Origin of the sequence: Cohnella rhizoplanae (assembly GCF_948329515.1) — a bacterium.
GTDB lineage: Bacteria > Bacillota > Bacilli > Paenibacillales > Paenibacillaceae > Cohnella > Cohnella rhizoplanae.
This window is the reverse complement of the sequence record NZ_CAOJCN010000009.1, coordinates 193,901-213,239: the sequence shown is the minus strand read 5'-3', so window position 1 is coordinate 213,239 and position 19,339 is coordinate 193,901. Positions and strand designations below refer to the sequence as shown.

The window sequence follows — 19,339 nt, the reverse complement described above, 5'->3', positions numbered from 1 at the left end:
AAAGGCGCGCGGGAAGGGCGGTGAAGGCGGTACGAATTGAGGCGGCCTTTAGTTTTTAGATAGTCATCATTCATCCACATTTCTCGGGAGGGTTTACGTTGAAAAAAACAAACAGCGGCAAATTCGGATTTCGTACCACGCTTCTCACGTCCATCTCGCTGGCAGCCGCGCTCACGGCGGCGGGCTGCGGCAACTCTAACAACAACGGCAACGCATCGCCGAGCGCGTCCGCTGCGCCGTCCGCAAGTTCCACGGCCTCGGCTTCCGCATCCGCTAGCGCCTCCCCATCGGCAAGCAGCGAGCTCGAGCCCGTCGAGCTGACCTGGTACTACCCGCAGAACGCGGCGAACGCCGACCTGGCGCTCGTGAACGAAGCGGTCAACAAGATCACCAAGGAAAAGATCAACGCCACGATCAAGCTGAGTCCGATCGACTTCGGCACCTACGAGCAGAAAATGAACACGATGACCGCTTCCGGCGAGAAGATGGACATCATCTGGACGTCCAGCTGGCTGTTCAAGTTCGATCAAAACCAGCTCAAGGGCGCATTCCTGCCGCTTGACGACCTGCTGAAGACGCATGGCCAGCAGCTGTACGACTCGCTCGAGAAGAAGTTCTGGGACGACGCCACGCTGCAGGGCAAGATCTATGCCGTTCCGAACTTCCAATTCTCCGCCCAGCGCGCGAGCCTCGTCATTCAGAAGCGGTTCATCGACAAGTACAACCTGGACACCAGCACGATCAAGAAGATGGAAGATCTCGAGCCGTTCCTGAAGCAGATCAAGGATGGCGAACCGGGCATCACGCCATTCGGCACGCAGAAGGGCTTCTACACGGCGCTGCTGTACGGCATCGATACCAAGGTGCCGGTCTACTACACCGATGAGACGAACACTGTCCTTCCTGAAATAACCAAGGAGAGAAAAGAGAACTATGCGCTCGCTCACTCCTGGTACACCAAGGGTTATATTAACCCGGACGCAGCGACGCTCAAAGCAGCGAACGACGTTTACAACAAAGGCACGACCGCCGTCTGGTTCGACTGGACGGGCAAACCGGGCTCCGAAGTCGAGTACAAGGCCGCAGATGGCGGCTACGACGTCGAACTCGTACCGATGGGCGAAGCCGTCTTCACGGGTGCTGCCAGCACGCTGAACGCGATCAGCCGCACGTCCAAAAATCCGGAGCGCGCGATGATGTTCCTCGAGCTCGTCAACACCGACAAGGAGCTGTACAACACGCTCGTCTACGGCATCGAGGGCAAGCACTACGAGAAGACGACCGGCAACTTCATCAAGATCAACCAGGATGCCGGCTACTTCACGAACACGGACTGGATCTTCGGCAACATCACCAACGAGTACCTGCCTGAAGGATCTCCGGCAGACAAGATCGAGCAGACGATCAAGATGAACAACGAAGCGCGCGTATCCAAGTATAACGGCTTCGTATTCAACTCCGAGCCGGTCAAGACGGAGATCGCCAACGTGAACGCGGTGAACGAAGAGTATGCGGCATCTCTGGGAACCGGCACGCTCGACCCGGCGAAGTACCTGCCGATCTACGAGGAGAAGCTGAACAAGGCGGGCGCCGAGAAAATCCGCGCCGAGAAGCAGAAGCAGCTGAACGAATGGTTGGCCGCCAACGGCAAGTAATCGACCGTCAAATCGAATCGAATGGCCGACGCGGAAAATAGACCGGGGCTCGTCCCCGTCTATTTTCTTCGCGGTATGGGAGGTTAGACTTCATGAAGATCGCGCTGCTGCAAAGCAAAGAACAGCGGGAGAAGGTATTCAAGCCGCAGCATCTCGACCGGCTGCGCAAGCTGGGCGAAGTCGTCGTGAACGAGGTTGCCGGCGATCCGTCGGAAGCGCAGCTCGCGGAGGTCATCCGCGGCGCCGATATCGCGATCACGTCCTGGGGCTGCGGCCCGTTGACCGCGCGCGTGCTGGACGCAGCGCCGAATCTCAAGCTGGTGCTGCACGCCGCGGGCACCGTGAAGCCGATCGTCACGCCCGAGCTGTGGGAGCGGGGCATCCGCGTGACCAATGCGACGGCGGCGCTGGGCAAGGGCGTGGCCGAGACGGCCCTCGGCTTCACGATCGTGTCGCTCAAGGATATGTGGCGGCTCGTCCGCGAGACCCGGGACGGCGGCTGGGGCGACGGCGCGAATGTCCGCGAGGTGTACGACGTCACGATCGGCGTCGTGGGCGCAGGCAAGGCAGGCTCCCACTATGTCAAGCTCCTGCGCCAGTTCGACGTAAACATCCTGGTGTACGATCCGTTCGTCAGCGAAGAGCAGGCGCAGCGGATGGGCGCGCGCAAGGCGGAGCTCGAGGAGCTGCTCGCGCAGAGCGACGTCATCTCGATCCACCTGCCGTCGCTCCCCGAGACGTATCGCATGTTCAACCGGGAGCGGCTGGCGCTCATGAAGGACGACTGCGTCATCATCAATACGGCCCGCGGCTCGGTCATCGACGAGGAAGCGCTGGCGGAGGAGCTTCGCAAAGGCCGGTTTTTCGCCTGCCTCGACGTGACCGATCCCGAGCCGCCGCGGGCGGACCATCCCTTCCGCGACCTGCCTAACGTCGTGCTCACGCCCCATATCGCGGGCGCCGTCAACAACGGACTGCAGCGGCTCGCCCAGGCTGTCGTCCTGGACGTGGAGGCGTTCATGGACGGCGAGGAACTCGCCGGCGAGGTGCGGGCCGACCAGCTGCATCTATTGGCGTAAACCGGAAGGGAGCGTGAGGCAAGGTGGCGAATTACGTAACAATCAGCTGTCTGGGTCCCCGGCCGCTGGCGGTGCCGGCGGACGTCTCGGACGAAGAGGCGATCGCGCGCATGATCCGGCATTGGGAGTCGCAGCTCGACCAGGTGCTGCCGGACCGGCCGGATCTGATCGTCCTGCCGGAAGCCTGCGACAGGCCGGATCCGCTCGGCTTCCCGCTGGCGCGCCGCCTCGACTATTACCGCGCGCGCAAGGACCGGATCCGCGACTTCTTCGCGGACGTCGCCCGGCGGCACGGCTGCTACATCGCTTATCCGACGCATGCCGAGACCGAGGACGGCATGTGGCTTAATCATATGCAGCTGATCGACCGCTCGGGCGGCGTGGCGGGCGCCTATATCAAGAACCATCTGACGCCCGACGAGTACGCGAAGACGAACATCCTGTACGGCGGCGAAGCGCCGATCTTCGAATGCGACTTCGGTCGGGTGGCGGGCGCGATCTGCTTCGATCTGAACTTCGATGAGCTGCTGCGGCGCTACGCCGCCGCGAAGCCGGATCTCATCTTGTTCCCGTCGATGTATCACGGCGGGCTGATGCAGGGTTACTGGGCGTATGCCTGCCGTTCCTACTTCGCGGGCGCGGTAGCAGGGGCGCCCTGCACGATCGTGACGCCGCTCGGCGAGGTTGCGGCCAGCAGCACGAACTATTATTCTTTTATCACGAGCCGCGTCAATCTCGATTATGTCGTCCTTCATATCGACGAGAACGGCGCCAAGTTCGCGGACATCAAGCGCAAGTACGGCCGCGATGTCGTCATTCACGATCCCGGCTATCTCGGGTGCGTGCTCATGACGAGCGAGTCCGAGGACTTTACGGCGGACGATATCGTGGCGGAGTTCGAGCTGGAGCTGCTGGACGATTACTTCGCCCGATCGGAGCGGTCCAGGCAGGAGCCGGGACGAATGGCGACATGATGCGACAGGCACAGGGAGCTGCGGACAAGAGGAGGCACACGCATTGAAAATCGGAATCGTCGATCTGGATACGTCTCACCCGAACGCCTGGGTGCCGATCCTGCAGGAAATGGGGCACGAGGTAGCGGCCGTCTACGACGGAGGCACGGTGCATGACGCGGGGAAGGCAAGCGAATTCGCCGCGAAGCACGGCATCCCGATCGTCTGCGACAGACTGTCGGACATGCCGGAGCTGGTGGACGCGGCGATCATCCACAGCGTGAATTGGGATCTGCATGTCGAGCGGGCGCGCCCGTTCGCCGAGGCTGGCAAGGCGATCCTGATCGACAAGCCGATGGCGGGCAATGCGCAGGACGTCCGGCAGCTGCTCGCCTGGGCGCGAGACGGCGTTCGGATCGTCGGCGGCTCGGCGCTGCGGTTCTGCGAGGAGGCCGAGGCATGGCGCCTGGCGCGCGACCCGGAGGACCGCGTCGTCGCCGCGCTGGCCGGCTGCTCCGTGGACGACTTTAACTACGGCATTCACGCGTACGGCCTGATGCTCGCGATCATGGGACCGGGACTGGCGAGCGTAAGATCCGCAGGCGTCCATATTCAGCACCAGGTGGAGCTCGTCTGGCGGGACGGCCGCAAGGGATTCCTCAGCGTGGGCGAGACTGCCGGCTACCTGCCTTTCTATGCGACGATCGTCTCGGAGCGTGAAGTCCGTCATATCCAGGTCGATCCGGACAGGCTGTACCGTTCCCTCCTCGCAGCCACGCTGCCTTATCTGGCGGGCGAGCGCGCGGAGATCCCGCCCCTGGGCGAGCTGCTCGAGGCGGAGCTGGCGGCGCTCGCCGCGAGACGCTCCCTGCTTGAAGGCGGACGCACGGTTGCCCTCGAGGAAGTATCCGCGGCAACCGAGCCGGGCTACGACGGGGCGGAGTTCGCCGTCCAATACCGGAAGAAAGCAAGAGGGCAAGCGCGATGATCACGATCGACAAAACGAGTCTTCGCCATATACGCGAGCCGCTCGCGGCGCCGTTCGGCTTTAAGGGCGGGTACGTGAACGAGCTGTGGCAGTCCGTCGTCTGCCTGCAGGACGACATCGGCAACCGCGGGACCGGTCTGGGCGTCCAGAGCGTCCTGTGGTCCGACCCGGACGTGCATGCGCGCTGGGGCCACGAACGGGGCAACGCGTTCATGCAGGCGATCACCGCGCATGCGCTCGCATCGTCTTCCGGCGCTTCCTTCGGAACGCCCCTCGACCTGCTGGACGGTCTGGCCGGAGAGGCGCGGGCGTACGCGGACCGCGAATGGGGCCAAGGCCGGCTGCGCGCGACCTTCGCGCTGAACGCGCTCGTGCCCGTGGATCATGCAGCCTGGGGGCTGCTCGGCCGGCGCCATCCGGACGCATCCTTTTTCGAGCTGATCCCCGAGGACTACCGCTCCGCCCTGACGGCCCGCCACGACCGCCTGGCGTGTACGCCGGTCGTCTCCTACGGGATGACGGCGGCGGACGTCGAGCAGCTGCTGGACGATGGCTATTTCGTCCTGAAGATCAAGCTCGGCTCGGATCCGGACGGCGACGGGGATCCGGACAAGATGCTGGCATGGGACGTCGAGCGTCTCGAGCAAATCCACCGGATCGCGGAGCGCCGCGACTGCCCGCATACCGGGAACGGCCGGATCGCTTATTACCTGGACATCAACGGGCGTTACGGCGGCATGGAGCCGCTTCTGCGGCTGATCGACGCGGCGGAGCGAATGGGCGCGCTGGGCCGCATCCTGGTCGTGGAGGAGCCTTTTCCCGAACATGTCCATGCGAGCGTGGCCGATCTGCCGGTCCGGGTGGCTGGCGATGAGAGCGTACACGACGAGCGGGACGCGCTGGCGCGCATCCAGATGGGCTACGGGGCGTTCGCGCTCAAGCCCGTCGCCAAGACGATGAGCATGAGTCTTCGGATCGCCCGCACGGCCGCCGCCTACGGGATCCCGTGCTTCTGCGCGGACCTGACGGCAAGCCCCGTCATGGTCGATTGGAACAAGAACCTGGCAGCTCGCCTTCCGCCGCTGCCCGGATTGTCCATGGGCCTGATCGAATCGAACGGGGGACAGAATTATCTGCATTGGGACGAGATGAAGCGCCGCCATCCGCTGCCGGACGGCGCCTGGATCGAAGCGGCATCCGGCATGTTCCGGCTCGCGCCGGAATTTTATGCGCGCAGCGGGGGAGCACTCGGCAGCAGCGAGTATTACGATAGGCTGTGCGGTTTGCACTAGCAATCTTTTCAATCGCTGTAAAAATGAAGTTTACCCGATTGTCTATATAGGAGAAAAGTGCGGATTTTGCACTTTTCTCTTTGTTTGTATTCCTGTTAAGGTAGAGATGGAGGGGGATTCAGCCATGACATACCTGCGAAAATACAGAGAACGCAAATACCTGATGCGCATCATGCTCTCGATCAATCTGCTGATCGTGGCATCCATGCTGGCTTCTTTGCTGTCCGCGTACATGTATTCGAAAAAGATCAGTCTCGACTCCCAGCAAGAGGCCAACGAGAAGGTGCTCTCGCAGATCAACTACAATATTTCCTACATGAACGAGACGGTCAAGAACTTCGCCATCTCTCTTTACTATGACAACGACATGGCGCATCTGCTGTTCAGCCGGGAGCCGGACCGCTTCGAGGACACGCTGCGGATCAACAAGCTCAACAAGACGATCGCGTACAACTCGTTTATTCATTCCATCGTTTTTTACAACAGCAAGCGCGATACCTATTTTACGAGCGGCGACGACGCCATCTCGAATCCCAAGAGCAATCTGTTGGACATCACCAAGAGCTTTCTGGCGGGCACCAAGTCCTTGTACAAAATGCAGCTGATGCCGATCGCCTACATGCCGAATACCGAACGCCCGGACAATGCGCAGGAAATTTTCTCCCTATATATGTACGACTCGCTCGAAGCCTACAACAAAACTGATAGCGCTCTCATTATTAACATCAAACCGGAGTGGCTGTTCCAGAAGCTCGAGCTGATGAACGCCAGGTCGGACGATCCGTCCAACCGTATCTTCATCCTCGACCAGAACAAAGAGATCTACAGTCCCGTCGCGCCTGCCGATGAAGGACTCGCAGAGCTCAAAGACGAGATCTACAGAAGGATTAACGCTTCGAATCACGAGGTATCCCAATTCACCTATACGCTGGACGGCCGGAAGCAGATCGTGAACTATATGGCGAACGCTTCGACCAATTGGATCATCGTCAACATCGAGCCGTATACCGGCGCGCTGGCGTCGATCGTGCAGCTGAAGAAAGTGTTCATCACGGTGGCCGCCATCTCCTTCGGCCTCGCGCTCTTGGCCTCTCTGTTCGTGTCCAACAAGCTGTACACGCCGGTCAGCGTGCTGCTGAAGCAGACCGAGCGCATGCCCGGCGTGGGGATCGGCCGACCGCAGGGCAAGGACGAATTCAGCTACGTCACGGACATCTATGACCGGCTGGTCGAGAAGCTCGCTTCCGAGCAATCCAGGCAAGCCGGCAACGAGAATATCATCTGCTCCTATCATCTGCGCAAGCTCGTGACCGACAGCACGACGATCGCGCCGGACGAGCTGAAGTCGTACCGGGAGCGGGGCTACCTCAAGACCGACCTGGAATGGCCGTTCGTGCTCGGCGTCCTTAAGGTCGACGATTACAAGAAACTTAAGGCGACCCGAGGGCTGGACCTCAAGCTGCTGCAATTCGCGATCTCCAACATCGTGCAGGAGGTCGTATCCGAGGTGCTCCCCGTGGACGCGGTGGACCTGCGGGAGGAGCACTTCGTGCTGCTGTTCGATATCGGTCAGCCGGACGAGGAGACGTACGAGCGGATATCGGCATCGATGCGCAAGGCGCAGACGATCGTTAACGATCTCTATCACATCACGTTCACGGTCGCGCTTAGCGACATCGTCCCGGCTTACGGCGAGTTGACGTATTATTACGAGCGGACGCTCGATTACCTGCAGTACAGGATGAACGTCGGCGCGAACGCGGTGATCACGCCGCAGATCGTCCGGGAGAAGCAGGACAACCACGACGCCCAGATCCCGCCGGAGCTCGAGCGAAAGCTGATCGAGGGGATCAAGTCGAGCCGGCAGGAGCAGGTTCATCTGGAGCTGGACCGCATCCGCGGCGTCATCTCCGGCATGAGCTCGGACGCGGTCATCCAGTCCGTCGTTCATTTGGGCATTATCATCAAGCAGACGATCCGGGAGATCAACCAGAACAAGGTGTCGCCGCTGACGCTCGACCTTCGCTCCATCGACGGCCTCGTGTTCGAAAAGGAGACCCTGGACGAAATCTTCGAGGCGTTCGTCCAGATCCTGGACGCGATCTTCGTCGATCACAAGGCCGTCGTGGAGAACAAGGTCCAGGTCATCGTCGATACGATCAAGGACGTCATTCAGGCGAACTACGCCAATGCCAACCTTAGCCTGCAGGAGATTTCGGACCTGCTCAAGATGTCGCCGGCATACGTGGGCCGGATCTTCAAGAAGTACGAGACCGTGTCGGTCGCCGATTATATCAACGAAGTCCGATTGCAAAACGCGGTCGTCCTGCTGGAGAAAAACAACTGGCAGGTGAACGAAATTTCCGAAAAAGTCGGCTTCAGCTCGCAAAGCTATTTCTTCAAATTGTTCAAAAAGCGCTACGGCACGACCCCGAAGGACTACCGGATCAAGAAATCGATGGGCTTGTAGAACAAGGTTCACTAAAAACCATATCGAGGAGCGCGACAAGGGGGAAAAGTGCAGATTTTGCACTTTTTTTTCTTACTGGTCCTGCTACTGTATGAAGTGCGGATCCACCAATCTGCCATCTGACAAGAGGAGGAATGGTTCTTGTACAAGAAACAGAAATCGAAGCTTGTTCCCAGCATGGCGGCACTTATGATTGCATTAATGATTTTTGCGCTTGCTCCCGCTCCGGGCGCGCAGGCGGCTGCAACCACTTATCACGTCTCGCAGGCGGGAAGCGACGCAGGGAGCGGTTCGTCCGCGGACCCTTTTCTGACCATCGGCAAGTGCGCGACGGTCATGCAGCCGGGAGATACATGCCTGATCGGCTCGGGGACGTACCGCGAGACGGTCAAACCGGCCGTCAGCGGGACGAGCGGACTGCCGATCACGTACGCGGCGGAGCCGGGGGCGACGGTCGTCGTCAGCGGCGCCGAGGAGATCGGCGGTTGGACGCTTGATTCGGGAAACGTTTACGTCGCTGATTTGCCTGCAGGCATTAACAGCCTGGGCGATCAGAATCAGCTCTTCATTCGGGATGAAGGGAGCGTCACGCAGCTGTGGGAGGCCAGATGGCCGAATATCGACGATTATACGCTGCCCGAGCTGAAGCAGCACGTAGGCATCGCGACGGGCGGCTCGGCAATGACGCTGTCCAGCGATCAGCTGACGCAGGCCGACGGTTACTGGGTCGGCGCGACGATGTGGATTCGGGGCGGCGACGCGTATAACCCGGTATCGACCAAGATCACCGGCTTTGACGCGGCGACGCATACGCTGACTTACCCGACGATCATCCAAAACTTCGACTATATGTGGCCGGAGCTCGGCTCCACCTTCTACCTGTCCGGTTTGCGCAGCGAGCTGGACGCGCCGCACGAATGGTACGTCGACTCGGCTGCGCGCAAGGTCTATCTCTGGGCGCCGGACGGCGGCCAGCCTGAGAACGTCGAGATCAAGCAGCGCCTCAAGACGTTCGATTTGAGCGGGCGCTCCTATATCCATGTGAAAGGGCTGCAGACCTTCGCCGGCAGCATCCCGATGGACGGCGGCGCGAGCTACAACGTGCTCGACGGCATCACGGCCGAGTATATGTACTTCTCGACCGAATCGCACGGCACGTCCGTCGCCCACCAGCTCACGGGCGGCATCAATATCGGCGGCAGCAACAACGAAGTCAAAAACAGCACGATCGCCTACTCGACCGGCACGCTGATCAACATCGACGGCAGCAATAACCGCATCGTGAACAACTCCATTCACGACGGCAGCTACTTTGCGGCCTACGATCCGGTAGTCAAGCTGTCGACGGGCTCCCAGAACCTGATCAGCCACAACGACATGTATAATTCCGGACGCTACATCCTCTACTGGAACCGGGGAAGCGCGGAGATTCAATACAACGACATCCACGACGGCATGTGGCTGTCTCGCGACGGCGCCCTCATTTACAGCTGGGGCACGGACATGGGCAACAGCGAGATTCACCATAACCTGATTCACGACAGCAAGGGTACGGACATGAGCGTCGGTCTGTACTTTGATAACTTCGCTTCCAATGTCGTCGCCCATCACAACGTGATCTTCAACAACAATGTCGGCATTCAGCTCAACACGCCGGGCAACTACCGGCTGATCTACAACAATACCGTCGTGAACAACGACGTAAGCAGCATCGGTTACTGGGGCTCCGCGCCTTACGACCAGGAGCTGTACGGCTCGCGCGTCTACAACAACATCTTCACCAACAAGGTCGGACTTACGGCAGATACGGCCAGCGGGTTCAATACGTTGTCGGCCAGCGGCGTGAATTTCGTCGATCCTGCGAATCGCGATTTCCGCTTGAACGCAGGCTCCACGGCCATCAATACGGGCGCTGTCATCGAGGGGATCACGAACGGATACGCAGGAGCTGCGCCGGATGCGGGCGCCTATGAGTTTGGCGGCGCCGACTGGACCGTCGGACAGAACTTGGCCAATCCGCCTAGCCCGGCTTATACGCAGATCGTCACGCCGTATATGAACCTGGTCAAGAATAGCAGCTTCGGTACGCTGGACAACTGGCTCGTATGGACGCCCGCGACGACGACGCTGGAGCAAGTGTCCAACGTCGCCGGCACGACGGCCTGGAAGAAGAGGGGATATCAGGTCGTCCTCAAGCTGGGCAAGGGCGGCGGCGTAGAGCAACTGGTCACCGGCCTCAAGCCGGACACGGAATATAAGTTTGTCGCGTGGGTTTATAACGAGCCGGGCGAGACGATCAATGTCGGCGTGACCAACTTTGCCGGCACAGGCACGGCCAAAGACGTCTCCTCCCAGGATACGACGTATATCCGCAAAGAAGTCACGTTCCGAACGGGACCGGAAAATACCAGCGCGCGGGTTCGCATCTTCAAGTCGAACGCGACGACGGGCATCTCCTATGCCGACGATCTCGGGCTGTTCGAGACGACGCCGTTCGACTCCGGCGTAAGCGATTCGCTGTTGAAGGAAGTCAGCGTCAACCTGCCGAATCCGATCTTCACGGCGGGCGATACGGGCACGATTCCGCTTGTCGGCAAGCAGCAGGACGACCAGGCCGCGGACCTTTCGACGGCCGACGTACAATTTACGTCCAGCGATAGCAGCGTCCTTCGTATCGATGGCGTGACCGGCGGGAATGCGTCTTACACGGCGCTGGCGCCGGGACAGGTCACGGTCGAGGCGATCGCCCTCAAGGATGGCATCACGAAGGCCGCCACGAAGGTGATCACGGTGTTCCCGGACGGTCCGCTGGCGCCGATCGGCGACTGGTCGGTGCGGACGTACGGCGCGAACAGCCGCGGGTTCGCCACGGTGACCGGCACGACTTATAACTTGATCGGCCAGGGCGACAATGTGTGGAACGTGTCCGACGACTTCATCTATTTCAGCAAGCCCGTTCACGTTAACGATCCGAATGCGACGGTCACGCTGACGGCGACGATCGATTCGCTCGGCGCCGGAGATCCGGCTTCGGTCGGGTTGATGTTCCGGGCGCAGGATACCGCCGATTCTAAGCACGTGCACTTCCGCACGGACGGCACCGGCAAGGTGCTGCGCTACGTATTCCGCAACGAGGAGAGTATCCTCGATGCGCAGAAGCCCGTAGCCGAACAGAAGTATTGGGGTTCCCAAACCGGCCTGCTGCTCGACTTCCAAGGCAAGAGCATCGCAGCGCCGTTCCAGATGAAGCTGGTGAAGACGGGCAACAACGTCGAAGGTTTCTATATGAAGGATAATGCATGGGTGTCGATCGGCAGCACGACGGTCGAGTTCCAGGGCGGCGACTTCCTGGCGGGCATCGGTATGTACTCCGGCGCGGGCAAGCTCCCGGTCAAGGCCGTCATCTCGAGCCTCGACGTCAAGATCGAAGGCGACGCGCCGCCGCCGGACACGACGAATCCGACGCTGGCCATCCAGCTTGACAAGTCGTCCGTCTGGCCGCCGAACCACAAAATGGTCACGATCAACGCAACTGTGACCGCGGCCGACGAAGGATCCGGCTTGGATTCGGTCATCCTGACGTCCGTGACGAGCAACGTGCCGGCGAGCGCCGGCAACGACATTAGCGCGGCGTTCGGCACGGACGCGAGGTCGTTCCAGGTCCGCGCGGAAAAAGGCAGAGTCTATACCGTCACTTACACGGCGACCGACAAGGCGGGCAACAGCACGGTCGCTACGGCGATCCTCTCCGTTCCCCATGACCAGTCGGGAAAGGACAAATAATATCGTTCAACTCACAATATTCTAGATTTTAAACAGCTCAGTTAGAGAAGGAGAATCGCCATGACCCACCCCGACGCGCCGTTTGAAACCCGGTGCCTGAATTCCTTGGAGAAGGTGTTCGCGGACGAACCGCTTCGCGCAGTCCCCTATGCGCGCGGCTCTGCGCTCAAGGGAGAGACCTACGCCTTTCAGGTCGCTTACCGCGCGCCGAGGCTGACCAAGCAGATCGCCGTAAGCGCGCAATCCCCGCTCGGAGACCGAGTCTCTATAAGAGCCGTCGGATTGTCGCCGGCGGAGCTGCCCAGCCAGTATGACCACGACGACTACATCCTTCGGTCGACGCCGGGTCTGTATCCCGATCCGCTGTACCCGATAGAGGAAGCTAAGGGCGTGACAGGCTTTCGCCATCAGTGGCGGTCGGTGTGGGTTACGGTAGAGACCGACGCGGATTCGCCGGCGGGCATTCATCCCGTCGTCGTCCGGTTCGCGAGCGAGGATGGCGGACCGTTGGGGGAGGAGCGCTTCGAGCTGGAGATCGTGGACGCGGAGCTGCCTCCGCAGACGCTCGTCCATACCGAATGGTTCCATGGCGATTGTCTGGCGACCTACTACGGCGTGGAGGTGTTCAGCGACGCGCACTGGTCCCTGATCGAGCGCTACCTGGATACGGCCGTACGGCACGGGATGAACATGGCGTTGACGCCGCTGTTCACGCCTCCGCTCGACACCCAGGTCGGCGGAGAGCGCCCGACGGTCCAACTGGTGGACGTGACTATAGACGGGGACGCCTATGTCTTTGGCTTCGAACGTCTCGAGCGCTGGATCGCGATGTGCGACCGCGTCGGCATCCGATACTTCGAGTTTTCGCATCTGTTCACCCAATGGGGCGCCAAGCACGCGCCTAAGATTATGGCCGACGACAACGGGACGTACCGGCGGATATTCGGATGGGATACCGATGCGACCGGCGAAGCCTACAAGGGCTTCCTCGGCGCATTCCTCCCCTGTCTGGTCACCTTCATCCGCCGGCGCGGACTGCAGGAGCGCAGTTATTTCCACATTTCCGACGAACCGCTGGAAGGGCATATGCCCTGGTATCGGAGCGCGAGCGAGCTGATGCATGCGCATGTCGGGGATATGCCGATTATCGACGCTCTCTCCGAGTTCGCTTATTACGAACAGGGGCTGGTGCCGAGGCCCATTCCTTCCAACGATCATATCGGTCCTTTTTTGGAAGGCGGGGTTCCGGAGCTGTGGACCTACTACTGCTGCGCGCAATACAAGCAGGTGTCCAACCGGTTCTTCAACATGCCGTCGGCCCGCAATCGCGTGATCGGCGTCCAGCTTTACAAGTTCCAGATCGCCGGATTTCTGCACTGGGGCTATAACTTCTGGAATTCGCAATATTCGATCGAACCGATCGATCCGTACCGCGTGACCGACGCCGGCTGCACGTTTCCTTCGGGCGACGCGTTCCTCGTGTATCCCGGGGCGGACGGCTCGCCCGTCGAATCGATCCGCATGGAGGTCTTCCACGAAGGTCTCCAGGACCTGCGTGCGCTGCAGCTGCTCGAGCGGCTGATCGGGCGGGAGCGCGTGCTCGCGATGATCGAGGAAGGGCTCGAGGAGCCGCTCACGTTCAGCGCTTATCCGCGTGGCGACGCTTGGCTGCTGGGATTGAGAGAGACGGTCAATGCGGCGATCAAGGCTCATATCGGTAAATAGAAAAAGCGGCGCAGGACAATTGTCCTGCGCCGTCATCCGCTAAGGAGTGAATGAAAGTGAACGTAAACCCCGACACGGCAGGCGCGTCTCGCGATCCGGTCACCGTGGTCATCGTCGGCGCAGGCAGCCGGGCCATGAACTATGCCTCCTACGCGCTTAAGCATCCGGAGGCGATGCGGGTCGTCGGCGTCGTCGAGCCCAACCCGGTGCGGCGGGCGCATACGGCCAGCCTGTACGATCTGCCCGCGGACCGGTGCTTCGCCGATCTGGCGGACTTCGCGGCGCGTCCGAAGCTGGCCGACGCCGTCATCAACGGGACGCTGGACGCGCTTCACGTGCAGACGACGCTGCCGCTGCTCCATGCGGGCTACGACGTGCTGCTGGAGAAGCCGGTAGGCGTCTCGGAAGACGAGGTGCTGGAGCTCTATCGCGTCGCCGAGGCGCTGGGCCGCAAGGTCATGATTTGCCACGTGCTTCGTTATGCGCCTTTTTATCAGGAGCTGAACCGGATCATCCGGGAGGGCGAGATCGGCGACGTCATCCATGTCCAGACGGAGGAGAACGTCGATTATCATCATATGGCGACGGCGTTCGTGCGGGGCAAGTTCGCCAGCCGGGAGCGGGACGGGTCTTCCTTCCTGATGGCCAAATGCTGTCACGACCTGGACCTGATCTCCTGGTTCAAGACCGGCATCAAGCCGGTTCGCGTCAGCAGCTTCGGCCGGCTCTCGCAGTTCCGCGAGGACCGCGCGCCGGAGGGGGCAGGGACCCGGTGCGTCGCGGATTGCCCGATCGAATCGCGATGCCCTTACTCGGCCAAGACGTTGTACGTGGACCGGCAGTTGTGGCCCGTCTACGTATGGCCCGGTTACCTGGACGGCGTGCGGCTGAGCGACGAAGAGAAGCTGGCAAGCCTGGTCGGAGACAATCGGTTCGGCCGCTGTGTGTGGCGGTGCGACAACGACATCGTGGATCATCAGGTCGTCCAGTTCGACTTCGAGGACGGCAGTACGGCGTCGCACAGCCTGGTCGGGGGAGCAGCCAAAGCCTGCAGGACCGTGCATATCACGGGGACCAAGGGCGAGATCTACGGCGAGCTGGAGGAAGGCTCGTTCGTCGTCCGGTACCCCGACCCGTGGCAAGAAGAGGGCGTCTATACGGAGCGCAAAGTGATGCTCGAAGTTTCCGGCGAGATGCACGGGGGCGGCGACCATCGGCTGGTCGAGGACTTCTTGCTTGTCGTAGGAGGCGATCCCGGCGCAGGGTACTCGACCTCGCTCGCCCATTCGGTCGTCGGTCATGTGGCCGGCTTCCGGGCGGATGTCTCCATGGAGACCGGACGTACGGTGGAGATCGATTGGGACGATATCCTCGTTTAAACGGGGGCCATGAAGGTTATATAGAAAGGAGTTCGAGCCTATAGGCTAAAAATGCGAAACGCAATGGAGGGATTACGATGGCTGACCAGTATACGATGCAGGATCCGACGAAGCAGTACCCCAAGGCGGGACCCGAGTATCAGCAGCGGCAGGAACCGCCGGGGCTGCAGGTCGAGATGAATCCGATTCCCGATTGCGGGGAGCAAACGTACCGCGGCACCGGACGGCTCGCGGGCCGCAAGGCGATCGTTACCGGCGCCGACAGCGGCATCGGACGCGCCGTGGCCATCGCCTTCGCGCGCGAGGGCGCCGACGTCGTGCTGTCGTATCTGCCCGAGGAAGAGACGGACGCGCAGCAGGTCGTCAAGCTCGTGCAGGAGGCGGGCCGCACGGCAATCGCGGTGCCGGGCGACCAGAAGGACGAGGCCTACTGCGAGCAGTTGGTGGCCGCGGCGGTTGAGCAGCTTGGAGGCGTCGATATTTTGGCGAACGTGGCGGGCATGCAGCAGTTCGTGCCGGACATCGCCGAGCTCACGACGGAACAGTTCGACGCGACGTTCAAGACCAACGTGTACGGCTTGTTCTGGCTGTGCAAGGCGGCGATCAAGCATATGGAACCGGGCAGCGCGATCATCAACACGTCGTCCATCCAAGCGTACAAGCCCGCGCCGATCCTGCTCGACTACGCCACGACCAAGGGCGCGATCAACGTATTTAGCAAGGCGCTGGCCCAACAGGTCGCGAGCAAGGGCATCCGCGTCAACGTCGTCGCGCCGGGGCCGGTCTGGACGCCGCTCCAGGTCGCCGGCGGACAGCCGACCGAGAAGCTGGCGAAGTTCGGCGAGACGACGCCGCTCGGCCGTCCCGGCCAGCCGGCGGAGATGGCGCCGGCGTACGTGTTCCTGGCGAGCCAGGAATCCAGCTACGTCAGCGGCGAGACGCTGAACGCCAACGGAGGCACGCCGACGCCGTAAGTCGGCGGGCGCCGCATAGAGAGGCAGCGCTCGGGGGATTACCCCGGGTGCTGCCTTTTTGCTGTGCGGATAGCAAACCGATGGTGCTATCTGACATACGCCTAGCGCCATTGTTTCTATTCGAGACGACCGTGGTTCATCAGAGCTTCGACCGTGCTGATTTGTTTCCATTCGAGACTACCGTGGTTCATCGGCGCTTCGACCGTGCGGATTTGTTTCCATTCGAGACTACCGTGGTTCATCGGCGCTTCGACCGTGCGGATTTGTTTCTATTCGAGACTACCGTGGTTCATCGGCGCTTCGATTGTGCGAATTTGTTTCCATTCGAGACTATCCAGTCTTGGTGGCCTATTCTATTACCGGCCAGCGTTCTTTCTCGAGTATACTAATGGGAGCATCTATTACCTATTCGAAATGAGGCAGCTCTCATGGATAGTAAACGTATCACGTATGCATCCATAGAAGATTATATCGAGACCTTTCCTCCGGAGATCCAGCTGTTACTGCAAGCGGTCAGAGAAACGATCCGCTCCGCTGCGCCGGAAGCGAAGGAGAAGATCAGCTACCAAATGCCGACGTTCGATCTGCACGGCAACCTCGTCCATTTTGCCGCTTTTAAGCAGCACATCGGATTTTACCCGGGAGCGGACGGCATTGCGGCGTTTAAGGACGAGCTGTCGGCGTACAAGGGGGCGAAGGGCTCGGTGCAGTTTCCGCTGGACAAGCCGCTGCCGCACGAGCTGATCGGACGCATCGTTGTCTACAGAGCAGCCCAGAACAAGTCGCGCGCCGACATGAAGCCTGGCAAACGGAAAACGGACGCTTAGGCGCGCCGATCGCCATGATCGCACTGCGATTGGCGCATCGCCTCTCGTAGTGAAGGCGATCGCCCGGAACGCTCCTCCGGTCGGCGCATCGCCTCTCGTAGTGAAGGCGATCGCCCTGATCGCTCCGCCGATCGGCGCATCGCCTCTCGTAGTGAAGGCGATCCCTGCGGACCGCTCCGCCGATTGGCGCATCGCCTCTCGTAGTGAAGGCGATCGCTCGGATCGCTCCGCCGATCGGCGCAACGCCTCTCGTAGTGAAGGCGATCGCCGGGGTCGCTCCGCCGATTGGCTCATCGCCTCTCGAAGTGAAGGCGATCGCCCTGATCGCTCCGCCGATTGGCGCATCGCCTCTCGTACTGAAGGCGAACGCCCGGATCGCTCCGCCGATCTACGTTCCAAATCCACACTTTCGACCCTAGGAGGAACTCCGCGTGAATTTTAACATGGAAGATGCCGTCGCCATCTTGAGCCGGACGCCGCAGACGCTCGCTTCGCTCCTGTCCGGCTTGCCCGAAGGCTGGCTGGGCTGCGACGAGGGAGAGGGTACCTGGAACGCGGATGAAGTCGTCGGCCACCTGATCGAAGGGGAGAAGACGAACTGGATGCCGCGCCTGGCGTTTATGCTGAGCGAAAGCGAGGGCAAACCGTTTCCGGCGTTCGACCGCTTTGCGCACCTGGCCGCCGAGCGCCGGACGACCGAGCTCAAGCTGGCGGAGTTCGCCGAGCTCAGAGCGCGCAGCATCGAACGCCTGCGGGCGCTCATCGACGACGATGCGCTGCTGGAGCGGACCGGCGCGCATCCCGCGTTCGGCACGGTCAAGGCCAGGGAGCTAATCTCTGCATGGGTCGTGCACGACCTGACGCATATCGCCCAGATCGTCCGGGTGATGGCGCTTCGCTACAAGACGGACGTCGGCCCGTGGGCAGAATACTTGGGCATCCTCAAGCGTTGAGAAAAGAAGAGACATCATCGCACTCCCGCGCGGACTCGAGAAGGCCGTTACCGCGCGCCACAGGCGTGCCTCGACAGAGCCTGCTCCACCGTCTCGCCGCGCGCGCTCCGGCCACGCGGCGCTTTCCCCAGATCCGAAGTACGAGCCCCCCAAAATAAAGGTAACGCATCCCGCCGCCGCGCGTATTCCCCTATACGAATGCCGTTTGCTAATGCCGAATGCTTTCTTGGACACTGCACAATCCGTGTTCGACGCTAAGTTTGTCGTTCACGCTTGCCGTTCACGTTTGCCGTTCACGTTTGCCGTTCACGCTTGCCGTTCACGCACCGCCCCCCCGGTCTTCTTCCCTGTTGTCGGGACCGCACGAATCATGGGTTTATTTTGTTTTCTATCCTCGAAACCTAGCACATTATGGTAGTATTTAATTATATGAACTCATCGCCCGATCGATCGCATATTCATAGCATAGAGCTGATCGAACGGACCGGACGAACATCGCGGGAAAGGGGCTACAAGCGTTGGCCGCAAAGAATTATTTGAAAATGCTTGGGGTCGTGGCCGGCGCTGCGGCAGTGAATATCCTCGCGCTCTCGCCCGCCTTCGGGGGCGTGACGATCGGCGGTAGCGCGTTCGAGACCGCGCTGGGCGTGACGCTGCTCATCGCTAGCGCGATCGCATTGATATACGGCAGCTACAACTGGCTTTACAAAACGCCCATCGTGCTGACGACGAGACCGATCAAGACCCGCGAAGACTTCGCGAGCGCGCTGGCCCCATTCGGACGCAGCCGCGTCCTCGCGGAGGATATCTCGGCGGCGCTGGAGCAGATGGACCGGATGGACAAGAAAAAGGCAACCCTGCTTAAGGTGCTCCATCAGCGCTTCGACCCGACCGAGATGAGCTTCTCGAAGTTTTCCTCCGTGGCCGACGAGGTCGAGAATCTATTCTACTTGAATATCAAGAGCGTGCTGAACCGGCTCGGCGTGTTCGACGAGGCCGAGTACGAGCGGGTGATGACGCGCAAGTCGGCCCGCTACTCGCCCAAGCTGCTGCAGGAGAAGACCGATTTTTACAACGCGTACATGTCTTATATCAAGCACGCGATCGGTACGAACGAAGAGATGCTGCTCCAGCTGGATAAGCTGCTGCTCGAGATCTCCCGCCTGGACAGCATCGAGCCGGGCGACATCGAGCGCATGCCTGCCATGGTGGAGATCGATTCGCTGATCAAGCAGACCAAATACTATAAATGATAAGGGGT

Annotated in this window: 13 protein-coding genes; all 13 read left to right on the top strand. The window is 60.8% G+C overall.

Going from position 1 to position 19,339, the window contains the following annotated elements; genetic code table 11:
• The first annotated feature begins 98 nt into the window (after positions 1-98).
• Positions 99-1,655, top strand: coding sequence for an ABC transporter substrate-binding protein (locus PQG80_RS15495; protein WP_271752294.1), 1,557 nt, complete (start codon positions 99-101; stop codon positions 1,653-1,655).
• 92 nt (positions 1,656-1,747) lie between these two features.
• On the top strand, positions 1,748-2,734 hold the full coding sequence (locus PQG80_RS15490; RefSeq protein WP_271752293.1) for a hydroxyacid dehydrogenase: 987 nt from the start codon (positions 1,748-1,750) through the stop codon (positions 2,732-2,734).
• Between the two features lie 23 nt (positions 2,735-2,757).
• Positions 2,758-3,708: a carbon-nitrogen hydrolase family protein gene (locus PQG80_RS15485; RefSeq protein ID WP_271752292.1), complete on the top strand. Its 951-nt coding sequence runs from the start codon at positions 2,758-2,760 to the stop codon at positions 3,706-3,708.
• A gap of 43 nt (positions 3,709-3,751) precedes the next feature.
• On the top strand, positions 3,752-4,675 hold the full coding sequence (locus tag PQG80_RS15480; RefSeq protein ID WP_271752291.1) for a Gfo/Idh/MocA family oxidoreductase: 924 nt from the start codon (positions 3,752-3,754) through the stop codon (positions 4,673-4,675).
• Positions 4,672-5,967 carry an enolase C-terminal domain-like protein gene (locus PQG80_RS15475; protein WP_271752290.1) on the top strand — a complete coding sequence of 432 codons (1,296 nt, stop codon included), beginning with the start codon at positions 4,672-4,674 and terminating at the stop codon, positions 5,965-5,967. The genes PQG80_RS15480 and PQG80_RS15475 overlap by 4 nt, the downstream gene beginning before the upstream one ends.
• 124 nt (positions 5,968-6,091) lie before the next feature.
• Positions 6,092-8,437 carry an AraC family transcriptional regulator gene (locus PQG80_RS15470; RefSeq protein ID WP_271752289.1) on the top strand — a complete coding sequence of 782 codons (2,346 nt, stop codon included), beginning with the start codon at positions 6,092-6,094 and terminating at the stop codon, positions 8,435-8,437.
• 141 nt (positions 8,438-8,578) lie between these two features.
• Positions 8,579-12,220 (top strand): right-handed parallel beta-helix repeat-containing protein, encoded by a 3,642-nt coding sequence (locus PQG80_RS15465; protein ID WP_271752288.1) that lies wholly within the window; start codon positions 8,579-8,581, stop codon positions 12,218-12,220.
• A 60-nt stretch (positions 12,221-12,280) separates the two neighbouring features.
• On the top strand, positions 12,281-13,945 hold the full coding sequence (locus PQG80_RS15460; protein WP_271752287.1) for a DUF4091 domain-containing protein: 1,665 nt from the start codon (positions 12,281-12,283) through the stop codon (positions 13,943-13,945).
• Positions 13,946-14,001: 56 nt separating this feature from the next.
• Positions 14,002-15,324, top strand: coding sequence for a Gfo/Idh/MocA family protein (locus PQG80_RS15455; protein WP_271752286.1), 1,323 nt, complete (start codon positions 14,002-14,004; stop codon positions 15,322-15,324).
• Positions 15,325-15,401: 77 nt separating this feature from the next.
• Positions 15,402-16,298, top strand: coding sequence for an SDR family oxidoreductase (locus PQG80_RS15450; protein WP_271752285.1), 897 nt, complete (start codon positions 15,402-15,404; stop codon positions 16,296-16,298).
• Between the two features lie 428 nt (positions 16,299-16,726).
• On the top strand, positions 16,727-17,125 hold the full coding sequence (locus PQG80_RS15445; protein ID WP_271752284.1) for an iron chaperone: 399 nt from the start codon (positions 16,727-16,729) through the stop codon (positions 17,123-17,125).
• A gap of 431 nt (positions 17,126-17,556) precedes the next feature.
• Positions 17,557-18,078, top strand: a complete 522-nt coding sequence (locus tag PQG80_RS15440; protein ID WP_271752283.1) for a DinB family protein — start codon at positions 17,557-17,559, stop codon at positions 18,076-18,078.
• 518 nt (positions 18,079-18,596) lie between these two features.
• A complete protein-coding gene (locus PQG80_RS15435; RefSeq protein ID WP_271752282.1) occupies positions 18,597-19,331 on the top strand; it encodes a hypothetical protein in 735 nt (244 codons plus the stop codon).
• The last annotated feature ends 8 nt before the right edge of the window (positions 19,332-19,339 follow it).

Bases quoted from the DNA above. Each gene is read 5' to 3' on its own strand.
- PQG80_RS15490 (WP_271752293.1), top strand. From the start codon at position 1,748: ATGAAGATCGCGCTGCTGCAAAGCAAAGAACAGCGGGAGAAGGTATTC.
- PQG80_RS15450 (WP_271752285.1), top strand. From the start codon at position 15,402: ATGGCTGACCAGTATACGATGCAGGATCCGACGAAGCAGTACCCCAAG.
- PQG80_RS15445 (WP_271752284.1), top strand. From the start codon at position 16,727: ATGGATAGTAAACGTATCACGTATGCATCCATAGAAGATTATATCGAG.
- PQG80_RS15475 (WP_271752290.1), top strand. From the start codon at position 4,672: ATGATCACGATCGACAAAACGAGTCTTCGCCATATACGCGAGCCGCTC.
- PQG80_RS15470 (WP_271752289.1), top strand. From the start codon at position 6,092: ATGACATACCTGCGAAAATACAGAGAACGCAAATACCTGATGCGCATC.
- PQG80_RS15460 (WP_271752287.1), top strand. From the start codon at position 12,281: ATGACCCACCCCGACGCGCCGTTTGAAACCCGGTGCCTGAATTCCTTG.